This is a genomic window from Microcoleus sp. SVA1B4, assembly GCF_036700545.1.
Lineage (GTDB): Bacteria > Cyanobacteriota > Cyanobacteriia > Cyanobacteriales > Microcoleaceae > Microcoleus.
In genome coordinates this window covers 14,572-31,834 of the sequence record NZ_JAUBPB010000044.1, presented here as the reverse complement: position 1 = coordinate 31,834, position 17,263 = coordinate 14,572, and the positions used below count along the sequence as shown (strand labels likewise).

Below are 17,263 nucleotides of genomic sequence, written 5' to 3'. Positions count from 1 at the left end.
GTACAATAAGTCAAAGCATTTAATTAAGAGGCTAATTATGCCAGAAACTATTACTGCTATCTACGAAAACGGGGTTTTTCGTCCCTTGAGTCCTTTGTCATTAAATGATGGGGAAACTGTGCAGATTCAACTCTGGCCAAATGATCCAAAAAAGCAGGCAGAATTGGCAATCCAGTTTTTAGTTGACCGAGGATTGGTGACTCCACTACCTAACAATCCCCATAACGTCGAGGCTGTCACTGATGAAGATGTGTATGAATTGGCTAAAAGGTTAGGGGCCAAACCGGGCAAGCCTCTATCAGAAATGATTATCGAGGATCGCGGCCCGTGGTAAACATTTATTTTTTGGATAGCAGCGCCCTCATCAAAAGATATGTGGTTGAAATTGGCAGCCCTTGGATAAAAACGCTCACGGATTCCCAGACTGGTAACTCGCTGCTTGTAGTCCGCATCACCTGGGTGGAAGTTCTTAGTGCTTTTGCACGCAGACAACGTGAAGGCGGTATAACTGCTGCGGAAGTTGCTGCACTTATTGGAAAGTTTCGCTCTGAATTCAATAGTCGGTATAGAGTTATTGAAGTTGATCCGGCACTGGTTGAAAGGGCGGGTGAACTGATTGTTCAATATCCGCTGCGGGCTTATGATGCTGTGCAATTAGCGGCTGCTTTGCGCGTTCAATCTGTTTTAACATCAATGCCAGAAACTCGGCTGATTTTTGTTTCGGCGGACAACAGATTGCTGGATATTGCTCAGTCGGCAGGGTTGGCGACGGATAATCCTAATAATTATAAGTAATCAAGATGTTTGTAGTGAGGAATGCCAGTCTCCATAAAAATCAGAGGACTGGCATTCCTCACTACAAACTAATTTTAGTACGATCGCTCTTTATAGGATTTCTTTCAAAGTTTTAACTAAGATTTGATTCTGTTCATCAGTACCTACACTAATCCGCAATTTGTCTTCTAATCGGGGCTGATTGAAGTATCGAATCAATATTCCCCGTACTTTGAGTGTTTGATAAATTCTTTCTGCATCGCCGTTTGGTGACCTAACTAACAAAAAGTTGGTTTGCGAGGGCCAAACTTCAAAGCCTAATTCCTGGAAGCTAACGGCTAGTTTTGCTCTGGAAGCCTTAATTTTTTCGGCGTTGGCTATTTTGTGGTCTTGATCTGCGATCGCCGCTGCCCCCACTGCATAGGCTAAAGCATCCACATTATAGCTGTCTTTGATTTTATTTAATTCTGCCAGCAGCGCCGGATTTGCTATGGCAAAACCCAGCCTCAACCCTGCGAGGGAATAACCTTTTGAAAGCGTTCTCAAAACTATAACATTACTGTACGTTTCTGTCAAGTTCAAAGCATTTTCTTCGGCGAAATCTACATAAGCTTCGTCGATGACAAGAATGCCCGATAACTCTTTAGCCAGCTTCTCCAAATCTGCAACAGATATGGCTGTTCCCGATGGACTGTTTGGCGAAGCTACAAATGTCACTGCACCCTGGGCTGCTATTAGCAAATCGACTGGTAACTTGTAGTCGTCGGGATAAGGAACTTCGACAAATTCTGCCTCTTGAATTTCTGCCAAAGTGCGATATAAAACGTAGGTAGGCGCAGGACAAACAACTGGTTTACCAGATTCGCCGACAGCGCGAACTATCAAGTTTAATAAATCGTCGCTGCCGTTACCTACCGCAATCCAATCGTCAGGTACTCCTAAAACTTTACTAGCAGCAATGCGGAAACTTTTGCCCGTTGGATCTGGATAGCGCCGCAGCATTTCTCCGTCTATTTCCTCAAGCACTTTTAAGGCTTTGGGAGAAGGCGGATAGGGATTTTCATTAGAATTTAATTTAATAATTTTTGTGCCTAGCGGTGGCTGTTCTCCCGGCACATAGCCAGACATTTCGTGGATGCTTTTGCGAAAGTAATTCATCTATATAATTGAGTTTTGTGGAACGGGCCGGAGAGCCCGTTCTTGATAATGGTGCAAGATATATTGAGTTTTGTGGAACGGGCCGGAGAGCCCGTTATTGATAATGGTGCAAGATATCAAGTTAAACAAATTATATCAAACAATTAGTGACTATCCGCGTTATACCCAAATCAATTAACTTTTGCATATCTGCTCGATCGTCCACCGTCCAGGCTACAATGTCAACTCCCTGACTCCGGCTTTCTGGAATTAGTGCGGGGTTTTCCAGCAACACGCGGTACTGGCTGCTAATCAAATTATCCCGATGCGCCACAGCTTGAGCAAATTGAGTTTTGTATGCTTCTAGATTAGCAACAATGTGTCCGATCGCCAAATCGCCAGATAGCCGCCGCACTTGTTCCAGAAATCCATCGTTAAAGGAAGTAATAACGCATTTGTGTTGGATTTTTTCGCCCTTCAAACTATTGACAAAATCCGCGACATCTGCATCCGACCACTCGCAGTGTGGCTTGACATCAAAGTAAAGAAATTTATCAACATTTTTGAGTATAGCTAATGATTCTTTTAAGGTAGGAATTTTTTGTTGTGAAAATTCATCGCTAAACCATTTTCCGGCATTAAGTGTTTGCAATTGAGACAGGGTTGTTTCCCTAACTTTGCCAGAAACTCCAGTGATTCTATCTAATGTGGCGTCGTGAAAAATCACTGGTACGTTGTCGGCGGATAGCTGGATGTCAAATTCGATCGAATGAGCTCCACGGGCGATCGCCAGTTCAAAAGCTGCTAAAGTATTCTCAGGGGCGATCGCCGAAAATCCCCGATGTGCGATAATTTCTAAATTCACTGTCTTGTGCCCTCTAAAAAATCTGCCACAGTTTGATTAAAAGTTTCCGGTTCAGTCAAAAAAGACCAGTGATTCCCCGGTACTTTTGCAACAGTAAGATTTTTCAAATATCTCTTGTATGGCTGCATTTGCCAAGCCATGCGATTTACGCCTTTTTCCGGCTGTACAAACAAAGTCTGGATATCAATATTTTCAGTTAATCCCGCCACTTTCATCACTTCTGAAAATATCTGATTTCTGGCTGCAATCGCAAATTTACTGCCCCAAGTTCCGTCTGATTTTGGTTCGATTTGCTGTTGGAATATCATTTGTTGCACGTCACTCCAATCTGCGAATTCTCCCGATTGTTTGGCTGCTGCTTCTGCTTGGGATAAAGTCGCAAACGGGCCCACACATTTGAGACAGTCTAATTTTCGGTAAACAATTGGCAGGGTGAGTTTCATCGCGGCGGGCAGTTTGGTGATGAAAATGGGGTCTACTAAAATCATACTGCAAAAGCGATCGGGATTTTGCCTCGCCCAAATCGGTGCTAGTTTTCCCGTCCAAGAATGTCCTAAAATGTGGGCGTCAGGCCAGTTGAGATGTGCCATCAAAGCTTCTAAATCTGCGATCGCACTTTCAAAAGTATAGCCTGTTTTCGGTTTGCTACTCTCTCCGTGACCGCGCATATCTGGCGCTACAATATGATAGCGGTTGGACAAGTAATTGCCCAAGCTAGTCCAGACACACGCACTATCTGCTAAACCATGTAACAATAGCAAACGCGGAACTTTGGTTTTCCCTGTTTCTGGCTGCCATTCTAGGTATGAAAGCTCGATTTCTGGTAAGTGCAAAGTGTTACGACTTGGCATGATTAGGGGGTTTTATATTTGGATAAATTTGATTTAACTTTTTTATCAACAGGCAAGATGCCTGTTCCACAAAGAGTGAATTTTATTGTACGGTTTTCCTCAACAGGCTTGCGGGCCTGTTTCACAAAGAATAAATCTTTTTGTGGGGTGGGGTGGGCTTCTAGCCCGCCCTTCTGACTTAACCTTTGCCCTTCAAACTCAACAAGATAAACTGAGTTTTCTGCGCTTCATCAAAATTGTCATCGCTGACCAAAACTAAACTCTGGCTGCCATCTGGCAAGCGCGGGCCGAGGGTCATCCCCTCTAAATTATACAGCGGAATTCCGAGTTCGCTTAAGTCTAGGAGCAACTTTTTCTTAACAGGTTCCACCGCCACTCGCCCTTTAAAACTCTGGATTCTCGAAGTATCTGTAGCCGCCCCAACTGCTACTTGATAAATCCTAGCGCTGTATCCCGACAGCCCAAAAGAACGTTCTAAACTCAGAATCTGACCGCCACCGACAGTTACTAATTCTGTTAAACCGTTCAAAATAGTCATGGGAACTTGGTCGAGATTGTAAAGATTTTCTGAGACTAATTGCGGCGTTTTATCGACGATGATATAATGTAAAATACGGAGTTTGCTTGCCTGTTCCGGGTCGAAATCTTGCATTAACGGCGCTTCCGTAGCTGCGAACAAACGAAACGGATCTAGACCACCCGGACTAAAGGTTTCTGGGTCGATGGTTAAAGATTCAAAACCTAAATTGTCCACCACTCCTTGCTGCTGTTTTTCATCGCTGGCATCGGGAATATAGCGCTTGGGAATCGGCAATTTTCCCCGCATTTGCCCTGTTTTGAGGTCGAATTCTCCGAGGAAAGGAGGGATGCCAACATGAGTAACACCTTCGCTGGCGACAAATACTGAATTGCGGGGAGAAAGGGCGATGCCTTCGGGATTTATGGAACCCCAAGAGAAGGTTTCACCGTCTGATTTTTTGAGGGAGGTAACGCCGTCAACGGTAACTTTTTTCAGGCGAATGTTGCCGGGGTCACTTGATGTGAGGTCGAGTCGGAGACTGTAAAATCTGGCTTCTCCGTTTTCGCTGGGGTCGTCGGAAAGAGCGTAAAAGCGATAAGCTTTGGAAGTGACTGCGCTAATACCTTTGGGATCGTAGGTAATTCCTGACAAACCGCCGACGGGTACTCCTTCAAAATTCATTTTTGGCAATTCGTACTCGCCCAAAAATTCGAGGGACATTTCCGGAAAAGAGCGGTCTTTTGCAACTGCGGGAGGGGGGGCGCAAGCTGTGCAAACAGTTAAGAGAATTAGGGCGAGACTGAATAAGCGTAAAATACGTTGGCGAAGCCCGCCCCTACGGGGGCTACGCCAACGAAGAGGATCGCCCAGCGTCTTTAAATCCCCATAATTGCTCAGTGCGGTAATTTTTATTTTGTTGCTCTTGTTGAACAGTTTGCTTTTGTGCCATCTTTGTGACATAATTTATACCGTTTTGTAGATATGCAAAACTTGATGTTTCGAGAAGGAATGCCGAATCGCGGCAACCAAATTTTGAGAATGAGAAGTTTTGTACCAATTGGGTGCTTGCTTTTCCTGTGGCTGTGTGCTGGTTCTATTGCTAGCGCCCAAACTAATCCACCAGCCCTCGATCAATTTTCTCCTAATCCTCTAGAAATTACCACACCCGATCCCCTAGCCCCCGCTAACGAATCTTTGAGCAGCACTCAGCGGGAGGAACTGACAGCGGCTTTGGAAGAGTTAAACTTAGAAGCAGCGACTAAACTGCAAGCTGGAGACGGCGCGGGTGCTTTTGAAATTTGGTTCCGAGAATTGCGGCTGCGGAGGTATCTGGGCCCGGCGGCGGAAATTGCTGCTTTGAGTCGGGTGGGAAGTGTTGCTTGGAGTAATGGTAAAAACCTCGAACTACAGCTTATTACTAAACGGTTACAAGCAATTCAAAAAGAAGTCAAATCCCAAGTACCACTTAATACTGAGTTGCTCCCCGCCTTCGCTGCGGCTTTTCAGCAGGTGCGCGCTAAAGGCCCGACTGTAGAAGTTTACCAAGAAATTCTCGAAAATGCGCGCCAAAACCAAGATATATTGGCTGAAGGTCAGATTTTAAAGGCGATCGGGCTAATTCACATCAATTGGTTGAGTTACGATAAAGCTGCTCCCGTGTATGAGGAATTGGCTACTTTAATTCAGGAAAACCGCGATTTATTTGCTGCTAATTCTGCTGTGCAAAATTCTGCTGTTGTTGCGGGAAACGGTGCGCCGCCGCAGCCTGTAACTCCTCCAACTGAGGTAGATACTCTGAGACAGTTGGCCTATGTTTACCAGCAGTCGAAACAACCCCTAAAGGCGATCGCAGCTAGGGAAAAACTAGCATCAGTGTATCTTAACTTGCAAAATCCCAGCGCTATACCTCCGCTCAAAATTGCGATCGCCAGCGATTACCAAACCATAGGTCAAATCAATTTAGCAGCTCAATACTATCAGGAAGCCTACAATTTAGCTGTCCCCATTCAACAGTATGCCCAAGCTAGCGAAGCTTTGGATAAATTAGCTTTACTTTATCGAGCGCAAAAGCAGTGGGAGCCGACTTTGCGAATTTATCAAATGCAGTTGCTGTTAGAAGAGCGAGCTTACAATTTCTACGGATTGATGAACACTTATGACAATATCGGTCAAGTTTACCAAGAGATGAAGGCTTACGATAAAGCTTTGGAATCCTATCAAAAAGGGTTGGACGTGGCTAAAAAATTGGGACACAGACAAGAGTATTTTGCTAAGAAAATTGAAAAAGTTAACAAGCAATTGCAAAGGACTTCGTAGTTGTCAGCCGACAATAATGACAATTTGCAATGTGAGGAATTTAAATGCAGTAAGTAGGTAGGCGGGATTAAACTGAACCATGTAACAGTATGTAAACATTGCTCTGTCAGCCACGCTTAGGGCTAAGGAGACTTTACAATCGTTTACATAGTTTCGTTTTACAGCGCCTACCTACTTATTTTAGATATCTATATATCCCCTGGGTTGAATAACCCCGTTGTCTATTCTGAACCATTGGTGAGAATCTATATTTCTCACGTATACTGTTCCTTTTACGGTTAAATGTTTTTGAATTCCTTCGGCTTTCATCATCTTCTGCGCTATATTTAAGGGAACAAAGCCATCTTTGCAAAATTTTTCCCTTGCCTTATTTATTAGCTCTGCACCTTCAGCGAGAACCTTGGGTGAGAAATTCTTGCTGCACGCCAATGTCTCTGGAGTTACAATCCAATCATCTTGTTCAACCATTGATTAACTCTTGTGAGAAAATTACAATTATAATCTTTGCATTCAGAATGTCTTTAAATCGCTGTATCAGCAGAAATAGAAGCTTGCCTCTCCCACTCCCCAAAACCCTTGATATTGCCTACTTTTCGGCAATGCCCCTTCTATATCAAAATAGTGTGCCAGTGGTAAGTAGGTAGGCAGGATTAAACTGAACCATGTAACAGTATGTAAACATTGCTCTGTCAGCCACGCTTAGGGCTAAGGAGACTTTACAATCGTTTACATAGTTGCGTTTTACAGCGCCTACCTACTTAAGGTGTGCAACGCACACCCTACAAAACTACTTTTGACTCGTAGGTTTCTCGCGAGATAGAGTAATATAGTACATCTGTTTCGTAGTAATGAGCATTTTTTTCATATTTCATGCCAACTTTCTGTATCACCCGCTGGGAGGCGATATTTTCTGGGCGGGCGATCGCAACTATTCTATCAAGCTGTAATATTTCAAATCCATAGTTTAGACTAGCAAAAGATGCTTCTGTCGCCAATCCTTGATTCCAATAAACTTTGTCTAGCGCATAGCCAAGCTCAATTTCCGGTGTTTTGTCCAGAAAACCAAGTCCGCAGCGGCCAATCATTTTACGGTCTATTTTATGCACTACAGCCCACATTCCAAAGTTGTTTTCTTCCCAACGTTTGAGCATGGTATGAATGGCTATTTCTGTTGCTTCTCTACTTCTAACTCCTGTGAGGTATTTCATTATTTCCGGATCGCTGTAGATGCGGTACAGATCATCTAAGTCGTCTGGCGTAAATTGTCTCAGATACAATCGGGCTGTCTCTATCTCTTGCATAATAAATATAACTTCTACCAGTAGATTATAATACCAGTTTTGTCTGCCTACAAACATTTTGGTTGGATTTCGTTCCTAAACCCAACCTGCTGTTACAAGAAAACACTCTTTGTGAAACAGGCATCTTGCCTGTTACTGATAGTATCGCCAAATATTTATTTTATTTGTTACAATTATTAACTAGATATTTTGTACAGTTTTTGCCATCAATGACTATTTCCTCACCAGTAGCAGACACCAAAAACAAATCCGGCCAGGAAACAGACTGGCGGTTATTCATGAGGTTGGCATCTTACGCAACCCGCAGCAAACGCTTGCTGATTATTTCGATCGCACTATTAGTACCGCTAGCAGTCTCAGGAGCAATTCAACCCATTCTCATCGGGCAGGCAATTTCGGTAATTCGCTCGGAACCTACCTACGAATTCTTGCGGGGAGTGCCTTTATCTGCTGCCTTGAATGTTTTGGCAGTTTTGCTCATGCTAACTATAACACTTAGATTAGCATTGCAATCACTTCAAGGCTATTTAGTCACGAAAGTAGGGCAAATAATTACTACAGATATTAGAAATGATTTGTTCGCCCACGTCACATCGCTAGCAGTGAGATTTTTCGATCGCACTCCTGTCGGTAAACTGATGACTCGCCTCACCAGCGATGTGGAAGCTTTGGGAGAGGTTTTCTCTTCAGGGGCGATCGGCATTGTCAGCGATTTATTTTCAATTTTAGTAATTGCCATTTTCATGTTTACTATGCAGTGGCAACTAGCTTTAATGTTGGTGCTGATGATGATACCAATTACCGCTGTCATAGTTTATTTTCAGTACCAATATCGCATAGCAAATTACAATACCAGAGAAGAACTTTCTGAACTCAACGCACAACTGCAAGAAAACCTGACTGGTATTGGCGTAGTGCAGCTATTCCGCCGCGAAAGATTCAACTCACAATTGTTTCGCGTGACAAATAAACGCTACATTAAAGCAGTTGACAAAACTATATTTTACGACTCAGCCGTATCTGCGACATTAGAATGGATTGCTTTAGTAGCGATTGCAGCCGTTTTGTGGATGGGGGGTCAAAGGGTTTTAGCCGGGAATCTTAACTTCGGTACTCTCTCTGCATTCATTTTATTTGCTCAGCGTCTCTTCGATCCGCTGCGGCAATTTGCGGAGAAATTCACGGCAATTCAAGCAGGATTTACCGCTGTCGAACGGATTAGCGATATTCTCAACGAACCGATCGAAATTAAAGATCCAACTAGCGGGAAGAAGGAAGGGCACAACACGGATTTTGACACGGATACACGGATGTTTGAAGCCAGAGGGAAGAGGGAAGAAGGAAGAAGGGCAGGTTATTCACCGTTGTTGATAACTGGACATCCAGAGGCAACGGCTTACAACTTGTCTCCGTTCGATCGAGAATTGGCAGATAATCATCAAAATCCAGCAAGTTCAGAATATCGTTTAGTGCCTAACAATCCCAACCCCCCGAAGCTTAGGGGAGGAGAAAATGCCAAATCCCAGAATTCAGAATCGGGAGAAATCCAATTTGACAACGTGTGGTTTGCTTACAAACAAGACGAATATGTGCTGCAAAACCTCAATTTCACCATCAAATCCGGCGAAAAAGTAGCATTAGTTGGCCCCACCGGTGCGGGCAAAAGTTCAATTATCCGTCTCCTGTGCCGCCTTTACGAACCTAGCCGAGGAAGGATTCTGGTTAATCATGTCGATATTCGGGATTTGCCTCAAGCAGAGTTACGCAGGCACATAGGCGTGATTATCCAAGATGGCTTTCTATTTGCTGGTGACGTGAAGAGCAATATCAGCCTGGGAGAAAGTTACTCGATTGAGGAAATTCAAGCAGCAGCAGAAAAGACAAATGTTGCCCGTTTAATCGAACAGTTGCCTCAAGGTTATGATACGCAATTGCGGGAACGGGGAACCAATCTTTCGGGGGGACAAAAGCAATTATTAGCGTTTGCTCGCGCCGCTATTCGCAATCCCAGTATTTTAGTTCTAGACGAGGCAACTGCTAGTTTGGATGTGGGGACGGAAGCTTTAATTCAAGAAGCTCTAGAGCGTTTGATGGCGGACAGAACGGCGATAATTATTGCCCACAGGCTCTCGACTATCCGAAATGTCGATCGTATTTTAGTGCTCAAACGCGGGCAGTTAGTAGAGTCTGGCAGCCACGAAGAGTTGTTGCAGCTAGAAGGTTTGTATGCCAGTTTGTACAATTTGCAAATGCTGGGAAGTTAATATACTGAGATGTTGCACCCTTCTCAATAAGCTTTTTATGAACAGGCTTTTCGGCCTGTTCCACAAGACAATTCACTCTTTGTGGAACAGGCCGAAAAGCCTGTTCTTGAGAATGGTGCAAGATGTGAGTATATGAAGGAAAGCACGACACGGATTTTGACACGGATACACGGATGAATTATCGATAAGAGGGAAAATTATCCGAATACCCAGATACCCGACTTCTTGAAGAAGTCGGGTATCTAAAAGAATCTAAAATCTAAAATCTAAAATCGGCTCACTTGCCTGAAATTATTTTCCCCAGGGTTTCCGGCAAGTGAATTATATGTTGGAAAAGCTGATTTGGGCCGATGCCAAACAATAACTGCATCGCCAGCACAATTGCTGCTAAACCAATCGCTGTCCCGATGCTGGCTTTCAATACTTTAAAAGCCCAATTAAAGACTAGCCAAGATACAAGTAAGGAAGCAATTAAGATAATTATTTCTATTGGCATATAACATTTTAACTCTATTTTAACTCTACATAAATTACGTATCAATACCAAAGAAAGCGGGTTTTTTCTCTGTGTTAAAAGCTCAATTTCAGTATTTCCGTAAAAAACCCGCTTTCTGCGTCCAGGACTGTACTTATTACTTTAAGCAATACTGCCGCGCTTCCGTGTTTCCTTATAAGAAATTCCGACATTTTTTAAGCCGGCTTTAATCATTTGCTGCTCTAACAAAGCGAAAAAGCGAGTTCGATCGCCCCCCGTGACTACCGCTTGATTATGAGCTTCTGCTAGCGTCACCGGATAGCCGCCGCCTTTGTGTACTTGAGCCAGCATCATTCCCAATGCTAAATCTAGCTGTGCTGTATCTTGTGCTACCCATTCCGGCACTTCTATTCTAGCAATTTCTGTGCCAACGTGAACGTAACAGAAATAGACGGAATTAATGCCGTACAAATCTAAAATTCGAGCTTGGGATTTCCACAAAGGGCTTCTTTGTCCCGGTGACAGGATTGTTGCCCACAATATGGCATCCCGCAAGGGTTCAAATTCTTGACAAGGTGCTTTTTCGGCGAAAGAAATTGTGGCGGCAAATCCGACGTTGGGGCAATTTGTCATGCAGTCGGGTACTTCGTGGGTGCAAGCTTCAAACCGCAAAAAAGATAAGCTTTCGCTGCTGCGAGAAGCGCTTAAGTATCCTAAAAGGGGAATTCCTGCTAAACGCAACTTGTCCCAAGATTCTAAAATTGGCAGCAAAATTTGATCGCGCGCTTCGCTGGGTAACTGTTCCAAAAACCAATAAATCAGGGAACCGTCTACCATTGCTAAAGCTGGCGCGGGTAATTTATTGTCGTTAACTTTTGCCCAATTGCAGCCCATTTCTGCTAAGGCAATTGCTTCGGAAACTGCTCGCCGATATCCCATCCATTCTTCGGTTCTAATTCCCCACTGCCGCGAACCGTACAAGTCTTCGGGTTTGTAGAAAACCTCGGGTACGCTGTCTAAAACTGGGTGGCGACTTTGGCCGTAGTGTAGCATGACTGTGCCGACGTTTAGCAGGTAGCAGTAGGCTATTTCGTGATGGTTGGGGGAAATTTGCGATCCGTCTGTGGCAAAGACTGTGTGAGAGGCGGGGGGTGCGGTGATGTAGGTGCGATCGTCTAAGGGCTCGATCGGGGTGGCAGCATTAAATAAAGTGCGATCGCGCCAATTCTCTTGCAATTCCACCAATTTTTCCTGTTCCGCTGCAGCCTTTACCAGCAAATTCTGAGCCACTTCCAAACGTTGGCGAGCGGCAGCCGCTTCCACATTCAAATGTTGGCTCATTCCCTGCATTGCCTTGGCTGCTTTAGTTAAATCGAGCATGGGTTTTAAGTCTCAATATTAGAAAGCTTTCAAGCTGAGAAATTATCAAAACACTTTTCAAATTTTTGGTTCCGAATCTGGTTTTTTTGTGATATACGCGGTTTGATTAACTAAAATACTTCGTACCCGCCCCCAGAAATAGTAAAAAAACCAGGTTTTTGATGTCAAGAGTACCTGAAAAAAAAAACCTTTTTTTTTGTCGATCGGCTTGCTTTTTTGAGGAATTTCTGTTATATTTATCTTATAATGGGATGGTGACAAAAATAATATTTTTGCCACCATCCCATTATATTAAAATACCATGTCTACGCCGCCAAAGTCAACAAAAAAGATGTAAATTTTTGTGATTTTTTTTTGACTCTGAGAAGCGAAAAAAATCACCACTGTAAACAAATCTAACATCAACAGTCGATCGGCAGCCAATCGGCAAAATCTCCGGCAAACTGCGACAGAGAAAGCAATTGAACTGGTGGATTTTGAGCCACAGATTCCCGTTCCGGCAAAGTATTGTAACCCCAATCAGCCAAAAATAACCTCACCTGAGATAAATCCGGCTGCTGCTTCACCGACAGCAAAGTTTTTAACCTGTCTTCCACAAACCAAATAGTCGAATCTTTGCCAGACGCAGCCAAAAATTCCCGCAAAATTTGGTGTTTTGGCTTGTTGTATTCCTTGCCAAAAATTAACTCTGACGGCATTTGTACGCCTGCTAGTTGCAAAAGTTCCCGCACAAAACGGCCTTCCTTTGTAGTGACGATCGCCACTTTCACTCCCCTCTCCTGCAACGAGTGCAAGCGATCAGCAACCCCTGGATAAAAGCGGTGCAAAGACAGCCACCCCGCTAAATCCTCAGCAATCCAATTATCGCGCAATCCGTCTAACATAGCGCCGACAGACTGCGCTTTTAAATTATTTTCGGTCAACAAATACGGTACTATATTCGGCCACTCTAGCAAAATTTGCTCTGGGGAAATTCCTGTCAGTAGTGCGCGGATCAGCAGCGGCATTTCCCAACCAGTTTCGATGGCGGGCCGCACTCGGTAAAAACTCAAAGCTAAATCTGGATCGGGCACTGTTTCGACGGGTTTCCAGATTTGACAGTAGGTACGCCAAGCGGTTTGGAAATATTCGATTAGTCCGTCACAAATCACACCGTCAAAATCAAGAGCTAGAATTGTCGGAAAGTTATTAGCCATCAATCGATTTTAGATTTTAGATTTTGGATTTTGGATTGAAGAATTGAAGAATTGGAGAATTGAAGAAAGCGATATCACTGATGAATCCGGGGACTGGTTATCGGATAGTATTTTTGGGTTGTACCAGGATAAGAACGGGGGCTTGTACCCTGGCTGCTTTCGGTCACTGGATTGAATAATTGAAGAATTGACTATGCAAACACTCAGCAATGATTGGTCAAGAGTCGTTATTAAAAAGACTGAACTAGCGGTTGATCTGCGATCGATTCTAGTCCTTGGGACTGCAACAATTGCGTCCACTCGGTCGTCAGCCGCGAATCATTGGGTGCGAGGCGTCGCATTTCGGCTAGAGTAGCAAGAGTCTCGTACCAAATCCCATTTCTAGCATAAGCAATCACCTTAGCCATAGGGTCGGGATTTGCCAAATCGTTCTTGAGATTTGCCTGGGGTTCAATTCGCTGCATCCATCCTTTAACAATATAATCTCCAGAACGCTCCAGAGGATCGCAGGCTAGGGCAAACGACCACACATATCGCTTACCAACCTCAATTTTTTTTGTCTTGTCTTTCTCAGAAAGGTTAACTCCAACTATTCCGGCTTTGTCATTTTTTAAAGTAGTTTCGTAAACTACTTCGGATTCATCTGCGTTTAGCAAAATAAACTCTACTTGAGCTGCCGGTTGAGAAACATATACAAAAAATGTTGGCGACTCTGTTAGCGTTAAGCCAATATTGCTTTCAGGTACTAAGGGAGTAATGAATAAACCATCCCGTAACTTACAGCCTCGATGCGTTCCCCCTTGCCGATTGTCGGGGGCTGTTACATCGGGAGGTGTGAAATTAACATTCTGACTCAGCAGGATTGGTGCGGGCACAGCCTGCATCGGTGTCAGCAAACTGGGGAGAGTAACGGCGATCGCCAATACAGTCATCACCAGTGCAGTAAAATTTATAAAACGTTTCATTTTTCCACCAACTTGTAGAAATATTTATAGAGTACATCTCTAATGTTAACCCGGAGTTTTAGCTCCGGGCGCGATCGAGTGAATTTGTCAATCGATTTTAGATTTTAGATTTTAGATTTTAGAGGCGACCCCACGGATAAATGCTCTTTCTTGAGGATTTTCGATTTTGGATTTTGGATTCATTCCACGGATAAATCACGTGGCGGGTACCACCTTTGAAATTCGTGGTCAATTTTCACATCGCCATCGGCCGATCGACAAAACTTCAAGAAATAGCGAGATTTAAAGAGGCGCAACCAGTGGTTGAGCTGCAACTGATTCCAGTCCTTGGGACTGCAATAATTGCGTCCACTTGGCTGTCAGCTTCACATCCCCCGGTGTCTGGCGCCGCATTTGGGCTAAAGTAGCGATAGTTTCGTACCAAATCCCATTTTGAGCATAAACGTTGAGCCTAGTCATGGGGTCGGGATTTGCCAACTCGCTCTTGAGATTTGCCTGCGGTTCAATTCGCTGCACGAACCCTTTAACAACTAAATCCGCAGCTCGGTCTTCGGGGTCGCAAACTAGCGAAAATGACCACACGTATCGCTTACCAACTTCAAGGGATTTGTTGTTGTCCACGGTAGCAGGAATAGTAACTCCAACAATCCCAGATTTGTCTAGTTTAAATGTTTTTTCGTAGACGACTTCCTCTTCCTTGTCGTTGAGCACAGTAAACTCTATTTTTGCAGAGGTTTGAGGAACATAGACAAAAATTGTGGGAGACTCTGTTAGGGTTAAACCGATATTAGTTGGAGGTACTAAAGGAGTAATAGATAAACCCGCTGGACAAAGCTTGTTGCCGCGATGTGTTCCTCCTTGTCGGTTGGCGGGGGCTGTTACATCGGGAGGCTGGAAATTAACATTTTGACTCAGCAGAAGCGGCTGGGATTGTGCGCGCATCGGTGCAAGTGAACTGGGTAGGGTAGCTGCGATCGCAGATACGGCGACGGCAAGTGTAGCCCGATGTAGAAAACATTTCATTTTGTTGTACCTTTCACTATAATTGCAAACACAGGCATTCGCTGATGGCGATAAATATTTTTGAGATGCTAGTCGAGGGCGCAGATACACAATTTATACCTTGACATATCATCAATAACATTAATTAATTCGAGCGGCAAGTGGATTCTCTGTCGGAAAAATCCGGTTGCCTAGGTCGGAAGTATCATTGGATACAGTTGGTCGCTACGTAAGGTAAATTTTTGTAACAAAGTGGTCGGAGTTTCCGAGTGTTCTAAGATGGAGGAAGTCTCCGGCAGGTGGGGAATGTGAAACAACTGCTGTTCCAGAAACGAGTCAAACTTTTATGCTCGGATAATGAGTAAAATATCTAACAAAATTCGATCGGCAGTGGCTCAAGTGAGTCAAAGGTATAAACCATCACTAGCATTGGCTAAGTCTGTATTAATTGCCAGCGCGGCAGTAACATTATCCTTGATGGGAGCCAGACAGCTAGGAATACTCGAACCAGTAGAATTAAGCGCTTATGACCAAATGGTGAGGTGGCGTCCCGATGAACAGCCAGACTCGCGTTTGCTAGTTGTGGGGATTACCGAAGCAGACATTCAGAAACTGAATCAGTGGCCAATATCCGATCGCAAAATAGCCGAAATCTTACAAAAACTGGAAAAAATGCAGCCGGCAGTCATCGGTTTAGATGTACTGCGAGACGTACCTTTAGGAGACGGGCGCGAGGAATTGACTAAATTTTTACAAAAAAGCGATCGAACGATCGGGGTATGTTTAGTCACCGACGGAAGCCCGGACAATCCCGGTTCTCCGCCTGCGCCGGGGCTGCCACAAAACCGGGTGGGATTTGCAGATTTCGGAGTCGATCCCGGTGGCATACTCCGCAGGGCTTTATTATTTATGAAACCGCCGAAAATTGAGGGCAACTCTTCTGCCCAAAAACATCTTTGCAATGACAATTCTCAAGTTTTATATTCCTTCAACCTCCAGCTAGCACTCCGCTACCTGCAAGGGCAAAAAATCTATCCCAAACTGGCACCAGATCAATCTTTATGGCTGGGAGAAACTCAATTAAAACAACTAGCAAGCAATGACGGAGGATACAAAAATGCCGATGTCAGGGGATATCAAATATTAATTAACTATCGTTCCAGGCGGCAAGTCGCAAACCAAGTCAGAATTACCGATGTTTTAGAAGGGAAAGTTGACCCAAATTTAGTTAAAGATAAAATAGTTCTCATCGGTTACACCACAGAAACCGTTAAAGATTTATTTTATACTCCTTACAGTGGGCGACAGCAAAGCAACCAATTCATGCCTGGTATCGTGGCACACGCACAAGTAGTCAGCCAAATTCTGAGTGCTGTTTTAGACAACAGACCGATGTTTTGGTTTTGGCCGGAATGGGCAGAAATCTTGTGGATTTCGGCATGGTCAATTGTGGGAGGAACCTTGGCATCGCGGATGGCTCACCCAGCGAAGTTGACGGTGACATTCGGAGCAATGCTGTCCGGGTGTTGCGCGATCGGCTTTGGGATTTTTCTGTTGGGAGGGTGGGTGCCTGTGGCAGCGCCAGCCTTAGCATTAATCGTAACTGGCGGTAGCATTGTATCAGCAGAGAGATTTAATAAAGCCGGATACGGGAAAGCAATTAGCGATCGAGTAAAACAAGTCTTCAAAATCGAAATAGACCAAGCCAAAAAAGAACAGCAAGTCGCAGAAATCACAGAATCTGATTTCTTTAAAGAATTGCAGCAAAAGAAAGATAAACTGAGGATTAGCAAACAAGAAACCTCTGAAAAAGCATCTTCCGAACCCCAAGAAATAATTGCCATTACCCCAGAGCTTCCCAAGGTCGAAAGTCAGACAGACGATTACTTAGCTCAGTTGCAGGAAAAAGCCAAACAGCAGAAGCAGCGCGCCGCCGTGACTGAATCGGAAAGCGGCTCTCAAACAGGTGTCCCCATCAATGGGGGCGGCGGTGCTAGTTCAGCCGAAACCAAACCTGATGACGAGTTCAGCGATTTGCAAACCAAAGCCAAACAGATGCGGCAGCGCAGGGGCGGCCAAAAGATGATAAAAGATGAAAAAATTGATAGTTTAGCAGACAAGGAGGATTTGGGGGACAAGGAAGAATGACCGACAACTCGACTGTATCATCGAGAATTGCATCATAATGGGTTCTCCCCGTTTCTTACCCTCATACGC

Annotated in this window: 16 protein-coding genes; 5 read left to right on the top strand and 11 right to left on the bottom strand. The window is 44.2% G+C overall.

The genetic code is table 11. The annotated features are described in order from the left end of the window. Positions 1 to 37: 37 nt before the first annotated feature. Both QT987_RS19405 and QT987_RS19400 read left to right on the top strand, forming a co-directional pair. Positions 38 to 334 (top strand): antitoxin family protein, encoded by a 297-nt coding sequence (locus tag QT987_RS19405; protein ID WP_333243061.1) that lies wholly within the window; start codon positions 38 to 40, stop codon positions 332 to 334. Further along, the gene (locus tag QT987_RS19400) at positions 328 to 795 is read left to right on the top strand and encodes a type II toxin-antitoxin system VapC family toxin (protein ID WP_333243058.1); all 468 of its coding nucleotides are present in this window, start codon (positions 328 to 330) and stop codon (positions 793 to 795) included. The genes QT987_RS19405 and QT987_RS19400 overlap by 7 nt, the downstream gene beginning before the upstream one ends. 90 nt (positions 796 to 885) lie before the next feature. On the opposite strand, the gene hisC is transcribed toward QT987_RS19400, so the two are convergent. From hisC to QT987_RS19380, 4 genes are all read right to left on the bottom strand, one after another. Then, the gene (gene hisC, locus QT987_RS19395) at positions 886 to 1,932 is read right to left on the bottom strand and encodes a histidinol-phosphate transaminase (protein ID WP_333243055.1); all 1,047 of its coding nucleotides are present in this window, start codon (positions 1,930 to 1,932) and stop codon (positions 886 to 888) included. Between the two features lie 130 nt (positions 1,933 to 2,062). Continuing rightward, entirely contained in the window at positions 2,063 to 2,776 is a 714-nt protein-coding gene (locus QT987_RS19390; RefSeq protein WP_333243052.1) for a glycerophosphodiester phosphodiesterase family protein, read from the bottom strand. Further along, the gene (locus QT987_RS19385; protein WP_333243049.1) at positions 2,773 to 3,627 is read right to left on the bottom strand and encodes an alpha/beta hydrolase; all 855 of its coding nucleotides are present in this window, start codon (positions 3,625 to 3,627) and stop codon (positions 2,773 to 2,775) included. The genes QT987_RS19390 and QT987_RS19385 overlap by 4 nt, the downstream gene beginning before the upstream one ends. Positions 3,628 to 3,805: 178 nt before the next feature. Then, positions 3,806 to 4,867 (bottom strand): esterase-like activity of phytase family protein, encoded by a 1,062-nt coding sequence (locus QT987_RS19380; RefSeq protein WP_333243047.1) that lies wholly within the window; start codon positions 4,865 to 4,867, stop codon positions 3,806 to 3,808. Positions 4,868 to 5,128: 261 nt separating this feature from the next. Between QT987_RS19380 and QT987_RS19375 the strand changes: the two genes are divergently transcribed. After that, positions 5,129 to 6,463, top strand: coding sequence for a tetratricopeptide repeat protein (locus QT987_RS19375; RefSeq protein WP_333243044.1), 1,335 nt, complete (start codon positions 5,129 to 5,131; stop codon positions 6,461 to 6,463). 180 nt (positions 6,464 to 6,643) lie between these two features. On the opposite strand, the gene QT987_RS19370 is transcribed toward QT987_RS19375, so the two are convergent. Both QT987_RS19370 and QT987_RS19365 read right to left on the bottom strand, forming a co-directional pair. After that, positions 6,644 to 6,931 carry a hypothetical protein gene (locus QT987_RS19370; RefSeq protein WP_333243041.1) on the bottom strand — a complete coding sequence of 96 codons (288 nt, stop codon included), beginning with the start codon at positions 6,929 to 6,931 and terminating at the stop codon, positions 6,644 to 6,646. Positions 6,932 to 7,242: 311 nt separating this feature from the next. Then, positions 7,243 to 7,821 (bottom strand): GNAT family N-acetyltransferase, encoded by a 579-nt coding sequence (locus QT987_RS19365; RefSeq protein ID WP_333243038.1) that lies wholly within the window; start codon positions 7,819 to 7,821, stop codon positions 7,243 to 7,245. A gap of 152 nt (positions 7,822 to 7,973) precedes the next feature. Here QT987_RS19365 and QT987_RS19360 point away from each other — a divergent pair, with 152 nt between their 5' ends. Further along, the gene (locus QT987_RS19360) at positions 7,974 to 10,028 is read left to right on the top strand and encodes an ABC transporter ATP-binding protein (protein ID WP_333243110.1); all 2,055 of its coding nucleotides are present in this window, start codon (positions 7,974 to 7,976) and stop codon (positions 10,026 to 10,028) included. 277 nt (positions 10,029 to 10,305) lie between these two features. Here the strand turns inward: QT987_RS19360 and QT987_RS19355 are convergent, their stop codons facing one another. The 5 genes from QT987_RS19355 to QT987_RS19335 form a co-directional block, all read right to left on the bottom strand. Next, positions 10,306 to 10,524, bottom strand: a complete 219-nt coding sequence (locus tag QT987_RS19355) for a hypothetical protein (protein WP_333053030.1) — start codon at positions 10,522 to 10,524, stop codon at positions 10,306 to 10,308. 141 nt (positions 10,525 to 10,665) lie between these two features. Then, complete coding sequence (locus QT987_RS19350; protein WP_333243035.1) at positions 10,666 to 11,883, bottom strand: DNA double-strand break repair nuclease NurA; 1,218 nt, start codon at positions 11,881 to 11,883, stop codon at positions 10,666 to 10,668. Positions 11,884 to 12,284: 401 nt separating this feature from the next. Next, the gene (locus QT987_RS19345; RefSeq protein ID WP_333243032.1) at positions 12,285 to 13,079 is read right to left on the bottom strand and encodes an HAD family hydrolase; all 795 of its coding nucleotides are present in this window, start codon (positions 13,077 to 13,079) and stop codon (positions 12,285 to 12,287) included. 230 nt (positions 13,080 to 13,309) lie between these two features. Then, complete coding sequence (locus QT987_RS19340; RefSeq protein WP_333243029.1) at positions 13,310 to 14,044, bottom strand: DUF928 domain-containing protein; 735 nt, start codon at positions 14,042 to 14,044, stop codon at positions 13,310 to 13,312. A gap of 282 nt (positions 14,045 to 14,326) precedes the next feature. Next, positions 14,327 to 15,067 carry a DUF928 domain-containing protein gene (locus QT987_RS19335; protein WP_333243027.1) on the bottom strand — a complete coding sequence of 247 codons (741 nt, stop codon included), beginning with the start codon at positions 15,065 to 15,067 and terminating at the stop codon, positions 14,327 to 14,329. Positions 15,068 to 15,403: 336 nt separating this feature from the next. On the opposite strand from QT987_RS19335, the gene QT987_RS19330 reads away from it, so the two are divergent. Next, positions 15,404 to 17,194: a CHASE2 domain-containing protein gene (locus QT987_RS19330; protein ID WP_333243024.1), complete on the top strand. Its 1,791-nt coding sequence runs from the start codon at positions 15,404 to 15,406 to the stop codon at positions 17,192 to 17,194. Positions 17,195 to 17,263: the final 69 nt, after the last annotated feature.

What these genes read in the sequence shown, in the direction of transcription:
- QT987_RS19330 (WP_333243024.1), top strand. Translation starts at nt 15,404, where the DNA reads ATGAGTAAAATATCTAACAAAATTCGATCGGCAGTGGCTCAAGTGAGT.
- QT987_RS19355 (WP_333053030.1), bottom strand. Translation starts at nt 10,524, where the DNA reads ATGCCAATAGAAATAATTATCTTAATTGCTTCCTTACTTGTATCTTGG.
- QT987_RS19335 (WP_333243027.1), bottom strand. Translation starts at nt 15,067, where the DNA reads ATGAAATGTTTTCTACATCGGGCTACACTTGCCGTCGCCGTATCTGCG.
- hisC (WP_333243055.1), bottom strand. Translation starts at nt 1,932, where the DNA reads ATGAATTACTTTCGCAAAAGCATCCACGAAATGTCTGGCTATGTGCCG.
- QT987_RS19360 (WP_333243110.1), top strand. Translation starts at nt 7,974, where the DNA reads ATGACTATTTCCTCACCAGTAGCAGACACCAAAAACAAATCCGGCCAG.
- QT987_RS19405 (WP_333243061.1), top strand. Translation starts at nt 38, where the DNA reads ATGCCAGAAACTATTACTGCTATCTACGAAAACGGGGTTTTTCGTCCC.
- QT987_RS19350 (WP_333243035.1), bottom strand. Translation starts at nt 11,883, where the DNA reads ATGCTCGATTTAACTAAAGCAGCCAAGGCAATGCAGGGAATGAGCCAA.
- QT987_RS19380 (WP_333243047.1), bottom strand. Translation starts at nt 4,867, where the DNA reads ATGTCCCTCGAATTTTTGGGCGAGTACGAATTGCCAAAAATGAATTTT.
- QT987_RS19370 (WP_333243041.1), bottom strand. Translation starts at nt 6,931, where the DNA reads ATGGTTGAACAAGATGATTGGATTGTAACTCCAGAGACATTGGCGTGC.
- QT987_RS19365 (WP_333243038.1), bottom strand. Translation starts at nt 7,821, where the DNA reads ATGTTTGTAGGCAGACAAAACTGGTATTATAATCTACTGGTAGAAGTT.
- QT987_RS19345 (WP_333243032.1), bottom strand. Translation starts at nt 13,079, where the DNA reads ATGGCTAATAACTTTCCGACAATTCTAGCTCTTGATTTTGACGGTGTG.
- QT987_RS19375 (WP_333243044.1), top strand. Translation starts at nt 5,129, where the DNA reads ATGCAAAACTTGATGTTTCGAGAAGGAATGCCGAATCGCGGCAACCAA.
- QT987_RS19340 (WP_333243029.1), bottom strand. Translation starts at nt 14,044, where the DNA reads ATGAAACGTTTTATAAATTTTACTGCACTGGTGATGACTGTATTGGCG.
- QT987_RS19385 (WP_333243049.1), bottom strand. Translation starts at nt 3,627, where the DNA reads ATGCCAAGTCGTAACACTTTGCACTTACCAGAAATCGAGCTTTCATAC.